The following is a 15,335-nucleotide window of genomic DNA, read 5'->3' on the forward strand; positions in this document are numbered from 1 at the left end:
TCAGGGCTCTGAGATCTCCAGGAGGGCGGTGCTGAGCCCGCATACCGCCGTGATCAGGTGCTCGCCCAGCCGGCGCCACGACTGCTCGGCGTCGGCCACGGCAACCAGCCCGCTGGCCAGGTCGCCTTCGAGCTCGGCGCACATGTGCACGACGAGCAGGCGGATCATGGCCCGGTACTGGGCGGACAGGTCGGGGTCACGGTCCTGCCTCGGGGGCCAGAGCTTCTCCAGTCGTTGGAACGAGGGCGTCCGCATGCTTGCCTGGGTGGCATGCTCGCGCAGGGAGGGCTCGACGACGGCCTGGGCGAGGAAGCGCCCGTACCAGGACGGTGTGCCCAGCTCGATGTGGTGCTCGATGTGCGGCGTGAGGATGCAGGTGATCCACCTTCGGAGCGACACCTCGCCCGACGCCTCCAGCGCGGCCACCATCGGGATCCGGTGCTCGTCGATGGCGGCCGCGTGGCGGGCCAGGATCGCCTGGATCAGCTCGTCACGGGTGCTGAAGTGGTATTGGACGGCGGACTTGTTGCGCTGGCCGGCCGCCTCGCTGATCATCCTGATCGAGACGTTCGCGAACCCGTGCTCGGCGTAGAGCCGTTCGGCGGTGTGCATCAGCTTGTCTCGGGCGCGCGTCGATCGGGGAGACGGCGTGGCGACCGCCGTACTGACTTGCATGGCTGATCCTTGATCTCTTCTTTCTGCACCGTCCCCCGACGATTATCGCCCCTTACCCGGTCACCACGTGACCCATACGTCCTGGAGACCTCCGGTCATCCCGCCGGTACGCATCCGCAGATCCTCGGGAGCGTCGCGCAGCCGCAGACCTGGCAGCCTGCGCGCCAGCGTGTCGAGCACGACCTGGAGCTCGACCCTGGCCAGCGGCTGCCCGAGGCAGTAGTGCGGCCCCGCGCCGAAGGTCAGGTGCTGGTTGCTGTTCTGCCGGCGCGCGTCGAACCGATCCGGATCGGCGAACTTGCCCGGGTCGCGGTTGGCGGCGGCGATGCTGGGGATCAGCGTGGCGCCGGCGGGCACATCGACGTCGCTGAGCGTGATCTCCTCGGTGAGGTACCTGGGCACCCCGCCGATGGCCGACAGCGTGCTGTCCAGGCGCAGCACCTCCTCGACGGTGCCCGGCACCAGGTCGAGGTCGTCGACCACGGCCTCGAAGCGCTGCCGGTCGGCGAGCAGCATCGCCATCATGATCGAGATCATGTTCGAGGTCGTCTCGTGGCCGGCCAGCAGCAGCCCTCTGACGGTGCTGATCAGCTCGGGCTTGCTGAGCCGGCCGTCCTCGGCGTCGGTGATCTGGGTCAGCTCGCTGAGCAGGTCGTCGCCGGGGTTCTCCCGGTTGTGGTCGATCAGGTCCGACACGTACGCGGTGAACTCCTGGTAGGCCTGGTCGACCTCCTCCTGGGTGTTGCGCGTGAGCGTGAGCATGGTGGTGGACCAGCGTGCGAACTTGTCCTGGTCCTCGGGCGGCGCGCCGACCAGCGCGCAGATGACCCGCACGGGAAGCGGCAGCCCCAGCCCGGTCGCCAGGTTGCCAGGGGAGCCCTTGGCCAGCATGCTGTCCAGCAGGTCGTCGGCCATCGCCTGGACCCTGGGCCGCCACACCTCCATCTTCCGTGCGGTGAACCAGCGGCTGAGCAGGCGTCGCCACCGCATGTGGCCCTGCCCCTCGCTGATGTCCATGGTCTCGTCCCTGCGCCGGTTGAACAGGCCGCCGTCCTCGGTGGTGGCCAGCCGGGCGGCGCCCTCCCTGGCGAGGTTGCGGCTGAAGCGCGGGTCGGCCAGCACCGCGCGGGCGTCGTCGTACCTCGTCACCAGGGTGGCCACGTCGCCGCTCGGCAGCCGTACGTGCGCCACGGGGCATTTCTCCCGCAACTCCGCGAGCTGCGGCGGCGGCTCCAAGGCCGTGGGACGGTCGAACGGGAACTCCGGGATCGCGTCAGCAGTCATCTTCGTCCTTCAGCTCGAAAGGCCCGACGCTTCCGAATATAAGGCGACCGCCTTAATAAGACAATCGCCGCGACTGGGTACGGGTGCCGTATGCCTCGCATGTATATACTCAGGGTATAGTCCCACGACATGATCGCTCTCTCCAAGGCAATCCGCCCGCTCGCCGTGGGCCTGCTCGCAGTGACGGCGACCGCCGGCCTCTTCTCCGCGCCCGCGGCGTCCGCGTCCGCCACGCCGTCTCTCCCGCGGCCGACCGGAGCGCATCCGGTCGGCACCACATCCCTGCATCTCACGGACACCTCCCGCCCGGACCCCTGGGTCCCCACGGCCAAGGCCAGGGAGCTCATGGTCTCCCTCTGGTACCCGGCCAAGGCGCCGGGCCGTGACCGGGCGCCGTACATGACGGCGAAGGAGTCGGAGCTCCTCCTGAAGGCCAGTGAGATCACCGGGGTGCCCTCCGACGTGCTGAGCAGGACCCGCACCAACGCCTTCACCGATGCCAAGCCGGCGGGCCACAGGCACGGCCTGCCCCTTGTCGTGCTCTCGCCCGGTTTCGGCAAGCCCAGGAGCGAGCTCACGGGGCTGGCCGAGGAGCTGGCGAGCCAGGGATACGTGGTGGCCGGGATCGAGCACACGTACGAGAGCGTCGCCACCACCTTCCCCGACGGACGGGTCACCACGTGTGTCGTGTGCGAGATCGACAAGACCCCGACGTGGTGGGAGAAGCTGGAGAAGAGCCGGGCGGCCGACGTCTCCTTCGTGCTCGACGAGCTGACCGGGTCGCACCCGAAGTGGAAGGGCGCTCGCCTGATCGACTCCTCTAAGATCGCGATGGCCGGCCAGTCGGTCGGCGGCGCGAGCGCCATCACCACCATGGTCGCGGACTCCCGGGTACGCGCCGGGATCGACATGGACGGGACCACGGACGTTCCGCTCCCGGCCGACGGGCTGTCACGGCCGTTCATGTTCCTGGGCAGGCAGTCCATGTACACGCCGGGAACCGGGGACGAGGCCGCCTCGTGGGAGCGTGACTGGAAGAACATGACCGGCTGGAAGCGCTGGCTTGTCGTGACCGGGGCGGTGCACGTCTCCTTCACCGACTACGGCCTGCTGACTGATCAGATCGGCGTCGACTCCGGAGCCAAGCTGCCCGGCGCCCGATCCCTGGAGATCACCCGCCAGTACGTGCGCGCGTTCTTCGACCTGCACGTGCGCAAGCAGGCGCAGCCGCTCCTGGACAAGCCGTCGGCGCGTTACCCGGAGGTCAAGTTCTGTGCCCCGGAGAAGAAGACCTGCGCCTAGCCTGTGACCGCGGCCGGGGCGGGTCAGCACCGGCCGCACGGTCGGCGGCTCAGAGGGTGTTGGCGCGCTGTGCCGCCTGGTAGACGGCCATCGCCTCGTTGCCGAAGAACGGGCCGAACATGAAGTCGGGGGCGAAGTTGTACTTGAAGCTGTTGACGGAGTTCAGCATGCCGAGCCCGGTGGACTCGTTGAAGTTCTGGAACCAGGGCCCGCCGCTCGCTCCGCCGGTCATGTTGCAGCGCAGCCCCTGGTCCGTGGTCATGACGGTGTCGTTGAACGTGCGCCCGCTGCAGTAGATCAACCGGGAGCCGTCGAACGGCGCCGCCGCCGGGTAGCCGAAGGAGAACATCTGCCGCCCCCTGGGCTGGTTGAACGCCACGCCCTGCCCGCCCACGACGTCGGTCAGCGTCCGCCCCTGCAGCGGCGCGACCACGGCGGCGGCGACGTCGAAGTTGATGTCCTCGTTGGCGTTCCACTGCTGGGTCGTCAGCAGCCTGGTGGCCACCCACGTGCCGAACGGGCGCCGGCCGTTGTCGAACCCGGGGACGAACACCCAGTTCCGGTGCGAGGCGCCGTCCAGCTTCACGCAGTGCCCAGCGGTCATCACGACGCTCTCGTTGGCGCTGGTCACGGCGGAGCCGGAGCAGGACGCGTTGTTGCCGTCAGCGGTGGTGAAGAAGACGCGCCCGGTGGTGCGCACGACCGCGCCGCCGTCGGTCCAGCGCAGGCCCGGGCTGTTGGGCACCGCGGCCACCTGCTGGACGTCGACGGCCGCGGTGCCGCGTACCGACCATGGGGAGCCCTGGACGGTCGAGGCGGCCCCGCGGGTGGTCCAAGGGGTGCGCCGGATGGTGGTGTCGGAGGCGCCGCGGGTGGCCCACGGGTCGCCCTCGGTCGGCCCGCCCGAGCGGGTGCGTCGCGGCCTGGGCGTGTCCAGCGGCTGCGCCGCCAGCATGCGCTGCGGCGTCCAGTACTGCTGGACGCTCCTGGCCTCCGACCAGGAGTCCGCGGCGGACCACCCGGCCGGCCTGGGGTCGAGGCCGTTCGTGGTGCCGGCCTGCGCGGTGCTCACAGGGGCCAGGGCGCCCGCCACGGTGATCGCGACGGCGGAGAGCAGGACGACTCTGCGGTGCATTCGTACCTCCCGAAACCGGAATCTGCCGCATGGAGGTACGTACGCGGACATCCATCCGCCTCAAGGCATAAGCAAATGGATATAGCTCAGGCCGCCCTCACCGGTGCAGCAGCCGGGCGGGGACCGCGTCGGCCAGCGCCTTGTAGCCGGCGGGGCTCAGGTGGAGGTGGTCGCCCACGTCGAAGGCCGCGACCAGGCGGCGCGGGTCGGCGGGGTCGCGGGTGGCCCGGTCGAAGTCGATCACGGCGTCGAACCGGCCGCTGGTGCGGATCCACTCGTTGACCGCCTGCCGGGCCGCCTCGCGGTGCCCCTGGGCGTCGTCGTAGAAGCTGCCGCCGAACGGGGTGAGCGTGGCGCCGTACACCCGGATGTCCTGTGCGTGGGCGCGCACGATGATCTGGTCGTAGGCGGCGATCAGCTCGTCGGCGACCTTCTTCTGGGCGTCCTGGGTGTCCGCCGCGGTGCCGAGGTCGTTGACGCCCTCGAAGACGATCAGCCAGTTGACGCCGCTCTGCGCGAGCACGTCCCGGTCGAGCCGGGCCAGGGCGTTGGGCCCGAGGCCGTCGTTCAGCACCCGGTTGCCCCCGGCCGCCTGGTTGGCGATGGCGACGCCCGCGGTGCGGCGATCGGTGCGCAGCCGGTCGAAGAGCTGGTCGGGCCAGCGGTTGTTCTGGTTGGTGGTGGAGCCCCGGCCGTCGGTCAGCGAGTCGCCGAGCAGGGCGAGCGTGGCGGTGGCGGGCTTGGACCAGACCTCGATGCCGCTGAGGAAGTACCAGTGGTCGACGGGGGTGGCGCCGGTCAGGTCCGCGGCCTCGGCCTGGTTGCCCTTCGCCAGGTAGGAGGTGGTACGGGAGCCGGGGTGCGACGTGATGTCGGTGGACGCCTGCCCGTCGGCGAGGTACGCGGTCACGCTCAGGACCGTGCCCGCGGGCAGCGCCAGGTCGAGCGGGTCGGACACGACCTGCGCGCCGACGGAGACGACCGTCGAGGGGCGCCCGTAGAAGGTCACCGGCTGGAGGGTCTGCGGCTGGATCGCGCTCACCCCGGCCTTGCCGTCGCTCGGGAGCGCCACGGTGACGCGGGTGATGGGTAACGGCGCGCCGCCGAACGCGTTGGAGAAGCGCAGCCGCATCCGCTGCCCGCCGACCGACACCCGCAGGGTCTGCCGTACCGTGCTGTCGGCCAGGACCAGGTCCTCCTGCGTGTACGGCGCGGGCGGCATGTTGCCGGGCTCGGTGAGCTGCGGCATCGCCGTCCACGTGGTGACCCAGTGTCCGCTGGGCTCGGAGGACCCGTCAGCCGCTCCCGCCGTGCCCATGGCGAGTCCCAGAACCGCGACGATGGCCAATTTCAGCGCCCTACCCATGGACCGGTCTCCCGAAAAATTTCGGGCTGGTGTCGAATATTTCGGTAGCGAACGTATGACAGGTGGCCCCTGAGGTCAATGGTGTCCGGAGATGCCCGGTTCATGATGAGGTCATGCCCGGCTCATGATCGCGTCTCTGGTGGGCGAGTTCGCAGGCCAGCAGGGTTGTACCCAGTCGATCTGAAGGAGTCGTCATGGGTGTCCTGCTCAGGAAGTGGCACGGCCCGCTGAGCTTCTGTGCGGTGGCGATGGCGGTGCTGGCCGCCGTCAGCGTGGTGGGGCTCGTCGTGGACGAGCGAACGGTGCTCGACCAGGGAGTGTGGCTCAAGCCGTTCAAGTTCGCGGTCTCCTTCGGCCTGTACGCCACCACGCTGGCCTGGATGATCGCTCAAGCCGGGCGGTGGCGGCGGGCGCTCTGGTGGCTGGGCACAGTCACCGTGGCCCTGTTCGTCGCGCCGGAGATCACGGCCATCACCTTCCAGGCGGTCCGCGGCGTCCCCAGCCACTTCAACCTCTCCACCCATCTGGACACGACGGTATTCATGATCATGGGTGGCGCGGCCTACCTCGGCTGGCTGCTGACCTTCGCGATGGGGGTCCTCCTGGTGGCGCAGCGCCGGGTGGACCGGGCGATGGCGTGGGCGATCCCGCTCGGGCTGGCCGTCTCGCTCGCCGGCATGTCCATCGGCTACCTGATGACCGCCCCCACCCCGGACCAGGCGCAGCAGCTGGCCAGAGGGCTGAGCCTGGCGACGGTCGGCGCGCACAGCGTCGGCGGACCCGACAGCGGCCCCGGCATGCCGGTCACCGGCTGGGAGACCGGCTCGGGCGACCTGCGGGTGGCGCACTTCGTCGGCCTGCACGCCCTGCAGGTGCTCCCGCTGGTCGCGATCGGCCTGCGCCTGCTCTCCCGCCGTTTCGCCGTCCTCGCGGGCGGTGCCACCCGTACGGCGCTGGTGATCATCGCGGCGTTCGGGTACGCGGGGCTCACCGCGCTGGTGCTGTGGCAGGCGCAACGCGGCCAGGCTCTCGTCCACCCCGACGCGCTCACGCTGGGGGCCGCCGCGGGGCTCGTCGCACTGGTGTCCGTCGCCACGGTCGTGGTCCTGGCCGTCTCCGCGACCCGGCGTGCCGGGCTACCGGACGTGCCCGTCCGTCCGGCCGCGACGCTCGCCGGGCGGTGAGGCTCGGAGACCTCCCGTCCACCGGCGGTGAGCCGGTCCCCGCGTCCGGGCGGCGGCGAGAGGTCTCTTAGGCTGCACGGGTGCGCAGGCAGGCGGAGCTGATCGTGGTCGTGGCGTTCGCGGCCTTCGCGAGTATCTACGTGGTGGCCGGCTCGCCCCTGGCGCTGGCCGCGTTCGGGGTGCAGGCCGCCTTCGCCCGGCGGCGATCGTGGTGGCTGGTCGCCCTCCAGGCCGCGCTGGCGTACGCCTCCGTGCTGCTCTACGGCTCCTCCGTCGGCATCCTCGGCTTCGTCGGCGGGTCGCTGCTGCTCACCTCGCTGTGGCCGCTCGCCCTGGCGGTGGTGGCCAGTGCCGCCCTGCTCGGCCCCGCCGACCCCGTGATCAGCATGATCCTGATCTCCCTGGTCGTCTACGGCCTGACCAGGATGATCGACCGGATCGAGGAGGTGAACGCGGCCAGGCTGTCCCTGGCCGTGGCGGCGGCGGCCGAGGAGCGGTTGCGCATCGCCGCCGAGCTGAGCACGGGCCTGGGCCGGGCACTGTCCACGATCGCCGGCGGAGCGCGTACGGGCATCCCCGACGTGGAGACGGCGCGCCAGGCTCTGGCCGAGGCCAGGGCGGCGGCGGCGAGCTACCGGGCCATGTCGCTGGCCCCCGAGATGACCACCGCCAAGGCGATGCTGACCGCCGCGGGCGTCACCGTGGACGTGCGCATGGGGCACACCGAGCCGCTCGGCCCGGCGGGCGCACTCCTGGCGGCGGTGCTCAGGGAGGCCGTGACAGAGATCGTCCGGCGGCGCACGGCCACCACCTGCCTCATCGAGACCCTCACGGAGCCTCTCGCCGGGGGCGACACGGTACGGCTGCGCGTCTCCAACGACGGCGCGCGCACGGCCGGCGACGAGAGCCTCGGCGACCTGCCGGCCCAGGTCGAGGCGGCAGGCGGCACGCTCACCGTCGGGCTCGCCGGTAACGCCTCGATGACCGTGGAGGCCACGCTGCCCACCACGCGCCCGCCCGGTCGGCCGGCCCGCGACAGCGCCCTGTCGATGGCGCTGCTGGCGGCCGTGCTGGTGGGGTTCTCGGCCAAGGCGCTCCTGCTGGCCGGCTCGCTGTGGCCGGCGGGCCTGCTGGCCGTCATCGTCGTCATGCAGCTCCGATCGGTCGAGGGGCGGCACCCGGTGGCGCTGTCGATCATGGCGGTGCTGACGTTCGCCCCGATTCCGCTCTTCGGCCAGGCCTGGCTGGGTGTGGCGGGGTTCCTGGCGGGGCCGGTCCTGCTGGCCTTCTCATGGGCGGTGGCGCTGCCGCTGGTGGCGGCCGTCGTGACGGTCGTCGCGACCGCCGGCGTGCTGCTGGGCCTGCCGGTCCCGCTGACCGTGAACTACGCGATCAGCACTCTGGTGACCGGCCTGGCCGTGTACGGGCTGCTCAGGCTGGCCCAGCTGGCCAGGGAGCTGCGCGAGTCGAGGGACGGCCTGGCCCGCGCCGCCGTGCTCGAGGAACGCCTGCGTGCCGCCCGCGACCTGCACGACCTCCTCGGCCACACCTTGGCGGCCATCCTGCTCAAATGCGAGCTCGCCCGCCGGCTCGACGCCGAGCGGGCACGGAAGGAGCTCGACGACGTGCTGACGATGACCGAGCGGGCGAGGGAGGACCTGCGGACGGTGTCGGGCGAGCACGGGGAGCTGTCGCTGACCGCGGAGGCGGAATCGGCACGCTCGGTGCTGGCCGCCGCAGGCATCGAGGCCGTCCTCGACCTGGGCCACGACCGGCTCGGCAGAGAGGTGGACACCACGCTCGGCATCGTGCTCAGGGAGGCCGTCACCAACGTGCTCCGGCACAGCTCGGCCGGCCGGTGCACGATCACGACCTCCGTACGGGACGGCGCCGTCCGGCTGAGCGTGCGCAACGACGGGGTGCGCTCCTCGCAGGGGCGCCGCGGCTCGGCCGGGATCGGCAACCTCACCACCCGGCTGGCGGCGCTCGACGGGCGGCTGGCAGTCGTCCGCGAGCACGACTGGTTCGAGCTGACCGCCACGGTGCCCACGCAGTCATGGGTACCCGTTTAGATCCAGCCGGCCTCGGTGGCGATCCGTACGGCGTCCGTGCGGTTGCGGGCGTTGAGCTTGGTGACGATCGCGGTGATGTAGTTGCGGACGGTCCCCGCGCTCAGGAACAGCTGACCGGCGATCTCGGTGGCCTCGGCGCCCGCAGCGACCAGCCGCAGGACGTCGGCCTCGCGCGGGGTGAGCGGGTTGTCGGCCAGGTTCCACGCGGTGATGGCGAGCGAGGGATCGAGGACGCGTTCGCCCCTGGCCACCTTCCTGATCGCGGCGCTCAGCTCCTCCGGCGAGGCGGTCTTCAGGAGGAAGCCGTCCACCTGGGAGGCGAGCGCGCGGCGCAGGTGGCCCGGCTTCCCGTGGCCGGTGAGCATGAGCGTGCGGCAGCCCGGCAGCCTGGAGCGCAGCTCGCCGGCGGCCCCGAGGCCGTCGATCTCGCCGGGCATGTCGATGTCCAGGACGGCCACGTCCGGCCGGTGGACCAGGGCGGCGGAGACCGCCGCGTCCCCGGACTCGACCGCCTCGACGACCTCGATGTCGGGTTCGAGGCTGAGCAGGGTCACGAGGGCTTCCCTGATGACGTGCTGGTCCTCGGCCAGGAGCATACGAATCACCTGACCATTATGTCCGGATCATGATGAGGTCATGGTGGGGTCATGACCGGCTCTCTGGTGGGTGAAAGCGCAGATCAGCAGGCTTGGTCCCATGACAGAAGCAGTCCGGTTGGACGCGGTGAGCAAGGTGTACGGCAGGGGCCAGAGCGCGGTCGCCGCCCTGCGCGAGGTGTCGGTCGGCATCCCCCGGGGGACCTTCACCGCCGTCATGGGGCCCTCGGGCTCGGGCAAGAGCACGTTCCTGCATTGCGCGGCCGGACTCGACGTCCCCAGCTCGGGCGCGGTACGGCTGGGCGGCGCCGACCTGACCGGCATGGACGAGAACGCGCTGACCGAGCTGAGGCGGCGGCGCGTCGGCTTCGTGTTCCAGGCGTTCAACCTGGTCTCCGCGCTGACCGTGACGGAGAACATCACGCTGCCGCTCAAGCTGGCGGGCGCCCGCGTCGACGGGGCCTGGCTGGAGGAGGTCGTGCACAGGGTGGGCCTCGACGGACGTGCCGATCACCGTCCGGCCCAGCTCTCCGGCGGCCAGCAGCAGCGGGTGGCGATCGCCAGGGCGCTGGTGACCAGGCCGGAGGTGGTGTTCGGCGACGAGCCGACCGGCGCGCTGGACACCATGACCGCCCGCGACGTGCTGACCCTGCTGCGGGAGGTGGTCTCGGCGCTCGGCCAGACCGTGGTGATGGTCACCCACGACCCGGTGGCCGCCTCCTACGCCGACACCGTGCTCTTCCTGGCCGACGGCCGGATCGTGGACGCGCTGACCGCCCCGACCGCCGAGAAGGTGGCCGAGCGCATGACCCGGCTGGGGGCGTGGAAGTGATGATCTCCTTCGCGTTGAGGACGCTCAGGCACCGCAAGGCCGGCTTCGCCGGCGCGTTCGTGGCCCTGCTGTGCGCGGCCGCGCTGGTGACCGCGTGCGGGATGCTGCTGGAGACCGGCCTGCGCGGTGAGGTGGCGCCCGAGCGGTACGCCGGCGCCCCCGTGATCGTGGCGGGCGACCAGTACGTCAGGCAGCTCAAGGAGAGCGGCAAGGAGAAGGCCAAGCTCCTGTCGGAGCGGAGATGGATCCCCGCCTCGCTGGCCGAGAAGATCCGGCGCGTCCCCGGCGTCACCAAGGCGGTGACCGAGGTGACCTTCCCCTACGCCGGGTTCACCGCCCACGGGTGGGAGTCCGCCGCGCTCACCCCGTTCACGCTCGCCAAGGGGCGCGCCCCCAGGGCCGCGAACGAGGTGGTCGTGGACGCCCGCCACTCCGGGCGGACGGTCCCCGGCTACCGCGTCGTGGGAGTGACCGCGCAGGCGCTGCCCGGTCAGGACACGCTCTTCTTCGCCACCGGCGAGGCCCGCCGCCTGGCGGGACGCGACGGCCTGGTCACGGCGATCGGCGTCTGGCCCGCCCTGGACGTCACCCTCGAGGGCGCGCTCACCTACACCGGCGACGCGCGCGGCGCGGTCGAGTTCCCCGAGGCGGAGGGCGCCCGGGTCAAGCTCGTCAGCCTGGGCGGCGCGCTCGGCGGCACCTCGCTGCTGGTGGCGATCCTCGTCGTGGTGGGCACGTTCGCGCTCTCCATGCAGCAGCGCCGGCGCGAGATCGCCCTGCTGCGGGCCGTCGGCGCCCTGCCACGGCAGGCCAGGAAGCTCATCGGCGGCGAGGCTCTGCTGATCAGCGTGGCCGCCGGGGTGCTCGGCTCCGGGGGCGGGATCCTGCTGGGGTTCTGGCTGCGGGACAGGTTCGTCGAACTGAGCGCCATTCCCGCGAACCTGCGGCTGGTCGTCAGCCCGTTCCCGGCGATCGTCGCGGTGCTGACCACTCTGGCGGCCGCGTGGGTGGCGGCGCGCGTCTCCGCCCGCCGTACCACGAGGATCAGGCCGGTGGAGGCGCTGGGGGAGACGGCGATGCCCGCCGGCTCACTCGCGCCCGTCCGGCTGATCGCGGGCCTGCTCGCCCTCGCCGGCGGGGTGGCGGTGACGATCGTGCTGTCCAACCTGTCCACGGAGGCGGCATCCACCCCCGTCACCATGCTGACCGCGCTGCTGTGGACGATCGCGGTCGCCCTGCTGGGACCGGCGATCGCGCGAGCGGCGACGGCGCTGCCGCTGCGGGCGCCCGGCGTGGCGGGCTATCTGGCGCGGAAGAGCCTGCGCGCCGGGACCGGGCGGCTGGCCTCGCTGATCACGCCGTTGACCCTGATGACGGCGATGACGTGCACGATCCTGTTCGTGCAGACCACCATGGGCCACGCCGCCCGGAGCGAGGTGACCGCGGGCGTCATGGCCGACCACGTGCTCGCCCCGGGCGCGTCCGTGGCCGCCGTCCGCCGGACGCCCGGCGTGCGCGCCGTGACCGAGGTGCTGCACACCTCGGTCAGGATCGACCTCGAGAAGTACGAGGCCCAGGCCGTCACCCTCGACGGCCTGAAGCAGACGATGGACCTGGGCGTGGTGGCGGGCTCGCTGGACGGGCTGAGCGACACGTCGGCGGCGATCAGCCGCACCGCGGCCGCGCGGCTGGACGTGGGCGTGGGCGACCAGGTCTCACTGGTGCTCGGCGACGGCACTCCTGCCGCGGTGCGGATCGCCGCGATCTACACCCGCGGCCTGGGCTTCGGCGACCTGACCCTGTCACGCGGGCTCGTCGCGGGCCACGTGGACGACGCCCGCGGCACGCTCCTGGTGGCCGGTGGGGCGGCGCTGCCCGCGGGGACCGCGCTCGCCCAGACCTCGGGCGGCGGGGCCGACGGGGCGGTCGCGTTCGTCGCCATGGGGCTGATCATCGCCTTCTGCGCCATCGCCGTGGTCAACACGTTGGCCATGTCCACCCTGGCCCGGTCCCGCGAGCTCGCCCTGCTGCGGATCGTGGGCACCACCCGGCGGCAGGCGGCGCGGATGCTGCGCGCGGAGACGCTGACGGCGCTGGCCGTCGCCGTGGTTGTCGGGACGGCGATCTCGCTGGTCACGCTGGCGGCCTTCAGCATGGGGATGACGGGGTCGGCGCTGCCGTACGTGCCGCCGCTCACCTATCTCGCGGTGGTCGCCGCCGTGGCGGGGCTGGCGCTGGCGGCCACGGCGATCCCGGCCAGGTTCGCGCTGCGACCCCGACCGGCCGACGCGCTCGGGGCGCGCGAGTGACGGTCGGAAAGACCGAATCAGGTGAATATCCAGCAAGGTGAAAGGAATTCGGCGCAAGCTGGGGTAAATACGCCTACTGTCACGGGGTTGTACATGCGGCGAATGCTGATCGCGTTGGGTTCGGTCCTCGTGCTGGCACCCGTGCCGGCCGCGGCCGCCGCACCGTCCTACACGCTGCCCGAGACGGTCGTCACCGCCACGGTGAACCGCGACGGCACGGTGAAGGTGGTCGAGGACCACACGTTCCGGTTCTCGGCCGCCGGCCACGGGGCCTACGTCGACATCCCGCGCCTGGGCGGGACCGAGGTGGAGAACGTCACGGTCGGCGAAGGCCAGGCCCAGTACCGTGCCGAGGGGACGCCGGAGCTGAACGTGGAGCGTCCGGGGGAGACGTTCGCGGAGGGCGACTGCACGGACGGGCCGCATCGGGTGGTCTGGTACTTCTCCGCCGAGCCCGGGAGCACGCACACGTTCCGGCTGGCGTACACGCTGAAGAGCGCGGTCACGGCGTACAAGAAGCACGCGTTCCTGCACCTCCCGCTCTGGGGCAGCGGCTGGAAGGGCGGGCTGGACGAGCTGCGGGTCTCGGTACGGCTGCCGCGAGCCGCCAAGGGCGGCCACGAGCAGTACCGGGCGTACGGACGCTCGGACAGCGGCTTCAAGCCCGCCCTCTCCAAGGACAGGCGGACCGTCACCGGCACCGCCCGGGACGTGGCCGCCGGGCATCCCGTCTCGCTCGACCTGGCCTTCCCCACTGCCCAGCTGACCGACGTGACCCCTCAGAAGGGGACCGGCGCGGCCAGGCTGGCCAAGCTCGGGAAGAGCGTGCCAGAGGCGGCCACGACCTCTGAGTGCGTGCTGGAGGGCTCTGCGGCGGAGCAGGACTACGAACCGCTCGACGCGTTCTCAGACACCGGCTCCTCGCCCACGGAGTCCACCGGGTGGATGGGCATCATGTTCGTGCTGATCCTGATCATCGCCGTGGTGTCCCTGCTGGCCAGGGCCGGCCGAGCGGGAGGGTGGTCCTCCGGGACGTCACGCCCGCGCTCCTATCACCGGCACACTTACCACTCGCACACCACCTGGAGCAGCGGTTCCGACAGTTCCAGCAGCTCCAGCAGCTCCGGCAGCTACGACTTCGGCAGCTCGGGCGGCTCCAGCAGCTCCGACTCGGGCAGCTCCGGCAGCAGCTCCAGCGACGGCGGCGGCGGGGCCTGGTGAGCCGTTAATTCGGTTGCGCCGGGTTTCGGCAAGCCCATACGGTTACGGACATGCGCCTTTACCTGTAATTCGCACTCAGCAGCGAAACCGCCTCAGTCCACCCAGACGCGGCAGCTGTGCATGTCGAGCGGCCTCCACGAGCCGCGTCGCGAGTTACGTAGAGGAGCTTCCTTATGCGAGTTCGTTCAGCCAAGAAGAAGAACCGGCCCGAGTTGCCCGCGCCACGGCAAATGCCCAGGATGCCGCAACGCCCGGTCGCGCCACCCAGGCGCATCCCGTCCAAGGGCCGCTGAGACAACTACCCGGGATGGTAGTTAGCGAGCGCCGCCTCCACCGTACGCCAGGAGGCGGCGCTCGCCTTTTCACCAGGCGGTGAGCTTCTCGGGGTTGCGCATGGCCCAGAGGTGTTCGATGCGACCGTTCGCGATTCTCGCCGAGGCCACGGCGAGGACCTGCCCTGCCTCATCCCGGACCACGAGCCCCGGCTGTCCGTTCACGGTGGTCGTCTGCACGGTCATCGTGGGTTGCCGCTGCCGCACGCCGAGGATGAACCGGGCGATCCGTTCGGCCCCCTTGATGGGCTCGGCTGCCGCGCTGGCGCGGCCGCCGCCGTCGGTGATGGCGGTCGCGTCCGGGTCGAGCAGTTCGACGAGGGTCGTCAGGTCACCGCTCTCCCATGCCGACTTGAACGCGGTGACGATGCGCGTGCGCTCCTCCGAAGGCACGTGGTCGTCGCCGCGTTCCCGTACGCGACGGCGTGCCGATGAGGCGAGCTTGCGGCAGGCCTGCGGCGATCGGCCCACGATGTCGCCGATCTCGACGAAGGTGTACGCGAACACGTCGTGCAGGACGAACGCGACCCGCTCGGCCGGAGTCATCGAGTCGAGCACGACGAGCAGCGCCATGCTGATCGACTCGTCCAGCGAGACCCGGTCGGCCGGATCGTCCGCTCTGTCGGAGACGGCCTGGCTGGTCCACCGGGTCGAGGTCGGAACAGGCTCAGGCAGCCACTCGCCCACGTACCGTTCGCGCCTGGCTCGCGCGGAGCCGAGAACGTCGAGGCAGATCCTGCTCACCGTCGTGACGAGCCAGCCGGTCGGGGAGACGATCTCGGCCCGCCGCGGCCCCGGCAGGGCGTACCACCGCGTGTAGGCCTCCTGAACGGCGTCCTCCGCCTCCGACACCGAACCGAGCAGACGGTAGGCGACGCTCATGAGCACCCCTCGGTCCACCGCCGGCAACGTCATTCTCTCCGCTTCTGCCAATGGACTCATCACGACAGTAATGACGAAACACCATCTCCAAGTGTGAGGCGACACCGACCCCCGGCGGACGACCTCACACTTCACGCGGCTGCGT

Annotated in this window: 12 protein-coding genes; 6 read left to right on the top strand and 6 right to left on the bottom strand. The window is 71.3% G+C overall.

Going from position 1 to position 15,335, the window contains the following annotated elements:
• Nucleotides 1–675, bottom strand: a complete 675-nt coding sequence (locus tag ABD830_RS44685; RefSeq protein WP_345001003.1) for a TetR/AcrR family transcriptional regulator — start codon at nt 673–675, stop codon at nt 1–3.
• 60 nt (nt 676–735) lie between these two features.
• The gene (locus tag ABD830_RS44690; protein ID WP_345001005.1) at nt 736–1,959 is read right to left on the bottom strand and encodes a cytochrome P450; all 1,224 of its coding nucleotides are present in this window, start codon (nt 1,957–1,959) and stop codon (nt 736–738) included.
• 129 nt (nt 1,960–2,088) lie between these two features.
• Here ABD830_RS44690 and ABD830_RS44695 point away from each other — a divergent pair, with 129 nt between their 5' ends.
• Nucleotides 2,089–3,261, top strand: coding sequence for an alpha/beta hydrolase family protein (locus tag ABD830_RS44695; protein WP_345001007.1), 1,173 nt, complete (start codon nt 2,089–2,091; stop codon nt 3,259–3,261).
• 49 nt (nt 3,262–3,310) lie between these two features.
• Here the strand turns inward: ABD830_RS44695 and ABD830_RS44700 are convergent, their stop codons facing one another.
• Both ABD830_RS44700 and ABD830_RS44705 read right to left on the bottom strand, forming a co-directional pair.
• The gene (locus tag ABD830_RS44700; RefSeq protein ID WP_345001009.1) at nt 3,311–4,396 is read right to left on the bottom strand and encodes a trypsin-like serine peptidase; all 1,086 of its coding nucleotides are present in this window, start codon (nt 4,394–4,396) and stop codon (nt 3,311–3,313) included.
• Nucleotides 4,397–4,493: 97 nt separating this feature from the next.
• A complete protein-coding gene (locus tag ABD830_RS44705; protein WP_345001011.1) occupies nt 4,494–5,762 on the bottom strand; it encodes an SGNH/GDSL hydrolase family protein in 1,269 nt (422 codons plus the stop codon).
• A 194-nt stretch (nt 5,763–5,956) separates the two neighbouring features.
• On the opposite strand from ABD830_RS44705, the gene ABD830_RS44710 reads away from it, so the two are divergent.
• On the top strand, nt 5,957–6,946 hold the full coding sequence (locus tag ABD830_RS44710) for a hypothetical protein (protein WP_345001013.1): 990 nt from the start codon (nt 5,957–5,959) through the stop codon (nt 6,944–6,946).
• A gap of 80 nt (nt 6,947–7,026) precedes the next feature.
• A complete protein-coding gene (locus tag ABD830_RS44715; protein ID WP_345001015.1) occupies nt 7,027–9,018 on the top strand; it encodes a sensor histidine kinase in 1,992 nt (663 codons plus the stop codon).
• On the opposite strand, the gene ABD830_RS44720 is transcribed toward ABD830_RS44715, so the two are convergent.
• Nucleotides 9,015–9,623 carry a response regulator transcription factor gene (locus ABD830_RS44720; RefSeq protein WP_345001017.1) on the bottom strand — a complete coding sequence of 203 codons (609 nt, stop codon included), beginning with the start codon at nt 9,621–9,623 and terminating at the stop codon, nt 9,015–9,017. The two genes, ABD830_RS44715 and ABD830_RS44720, sit on opposite strands and share 4 nt — an antisense overlap.
• A 91-nt stretch (nt 9,624–9,714) precedes the next feature.
• On the opposite strand from ABD830_RS44720, the gene ABD830_RS44725 reads away from it, so the two are divergent.
• The 3 genes from ABD830_RS44725 (at nt 9,715) to ABD830_RS44735 (ending at nt 13,976) form a co-directional block, all read left to right on the top strand.
• Complete coding sequence (locus ABD830_RS44725) at nt 9,715–10,446, top strand: ABC transporter ATP-binding protein (protein ID WP_345001019.1); 732 nt, start codon at nt 9,715–9,717, stop codon at nt 10,444–10,446.
• A complete protein-coding gene (locus ABD830_RS44730) occupies nt 10,446–12,755 on the top strand; it encodes an FtsX-like permease family protein (protein ID WP_345002250.1) in 2,310 nt (769 codons plus the stop codon). Before ABD830_RS44725 ends, ABD830_RS44730 begins: the two co-directional genes overlap by 1 nt.
• Before the next feature lie 102 nt (nt 12,756–12,857).
• Nucleotides 12,858–13,976, top strand: a complete 1,119-nt coding sequence (locus ABD830_RS44735; RefSeq protein ID WP_345001022.1) for a DUF2207 domain-containing protein — start codon at nt 12,858–12,860, stop codon at nt 13,974–13,976.
• A 362-nt stretch (nt 13,977–14,338) separates the two neighbouring features.
• Here the strand turns inward: ABD830_RS44735 and sigJ are convergent, their stop codons facing one another.
• Nucleotides 14,339–15,250 carry an RNA polymerase sigma factor SigJ gene (gene sigJ / locus ABD830_RS44740; RefSeq protein WP_345001024.1) on the bottom strand — a complete coding sequence of 304 codons (912 nt, stop codon included), beginning with the start codon at nt 15,248–15,250 and terminating at the stop codon, nt 14,339–14,341.
• Between the last annotated feature and the right edge of the window lie 85 nt (nt 15,251–15,335).

Origin of the sequence: Nonomuraea helvata (assembly GCF_039535785.1) — a bacterium.
In the GTDB taxonomy this organism is placed as follows: domain Bacteria; phylum Actinomycetota; class Actinomycetes; order Streptosporangiales; family Streptosporangiaceae; genus Nonomuraea; species Nonomuraea helvata.

Coding starts and splice junctions, on each gene's coding strand:
- ABD830_RS44695 (WP_345001007.1), top strand. CDS start 2,089: ATGATCGCTCTCTCCAAGGCAATCCGCCCGCTCGCCGTGGGCCTGCTC.
- ABD830_RS44705 (WP_345001011.1), bottom strand. CDS start 5,762: ATGGGTAGGGCGCTGAAATTGGCCATCGTCGCGGTTCTGGGACTCGCC.
- ABD830_RS44725 (WP_345001019.1), top strand. CDS start 9,715: ATGACAGAAGCAGTCCGGTTGGACGCGGTGAGCAAGGTGTACGGCAGG.
- sigJ (WP_345001024.1), bottom strand. CDS start 15,250: ATGAGTCCATTGGCAGAAGCGGAGAGAATGACGTTGCCGGCGGTGGAC.
- ABD830_RS44700 (WP_345001009.1), bottom strand. CDS start 4,396: ATGCACCGCAGAGTCGTCCTGCTCTCCGCCGTCGCGATCACCGTGGCG.
- ABD830_RS44685 (WP_345001003.1), bottom strand. CDS start 675: ATGCAAGTCAGTACGGCGGTCGCCACGCCGTCTCCCCGATCGACGCGC.
- ABD830_RS44710 (WP_345001013.1), top strand. CDS start 5,957: ATGGGTGTCCTGCTCAGGAAGTGGCACGGCCCGCTGAGCTTCTGTGCG.
- ABD830_RS44735 (WP_345001022.1), top strand. CDS start 12,858: ATGCTGATCGCGTTGGGTTCGGTCCTCGTGCTGGCACCCGTGCCGGCC.
- ABD830_RS44690 (WP_345001005.1), bottom strand. CDS start 1,959: ATGACTGCTGACGCGATCCCGGAGTTCCCGTTCGACCGTCCCACGGCC.
- ABD830_RS44730 (WP_345002250.1), top strand. CDS start 10,446: ATGATCTCCTTCGCGTTGAGGACGCTCAGGCACCGCAAGGCCGGCTTC.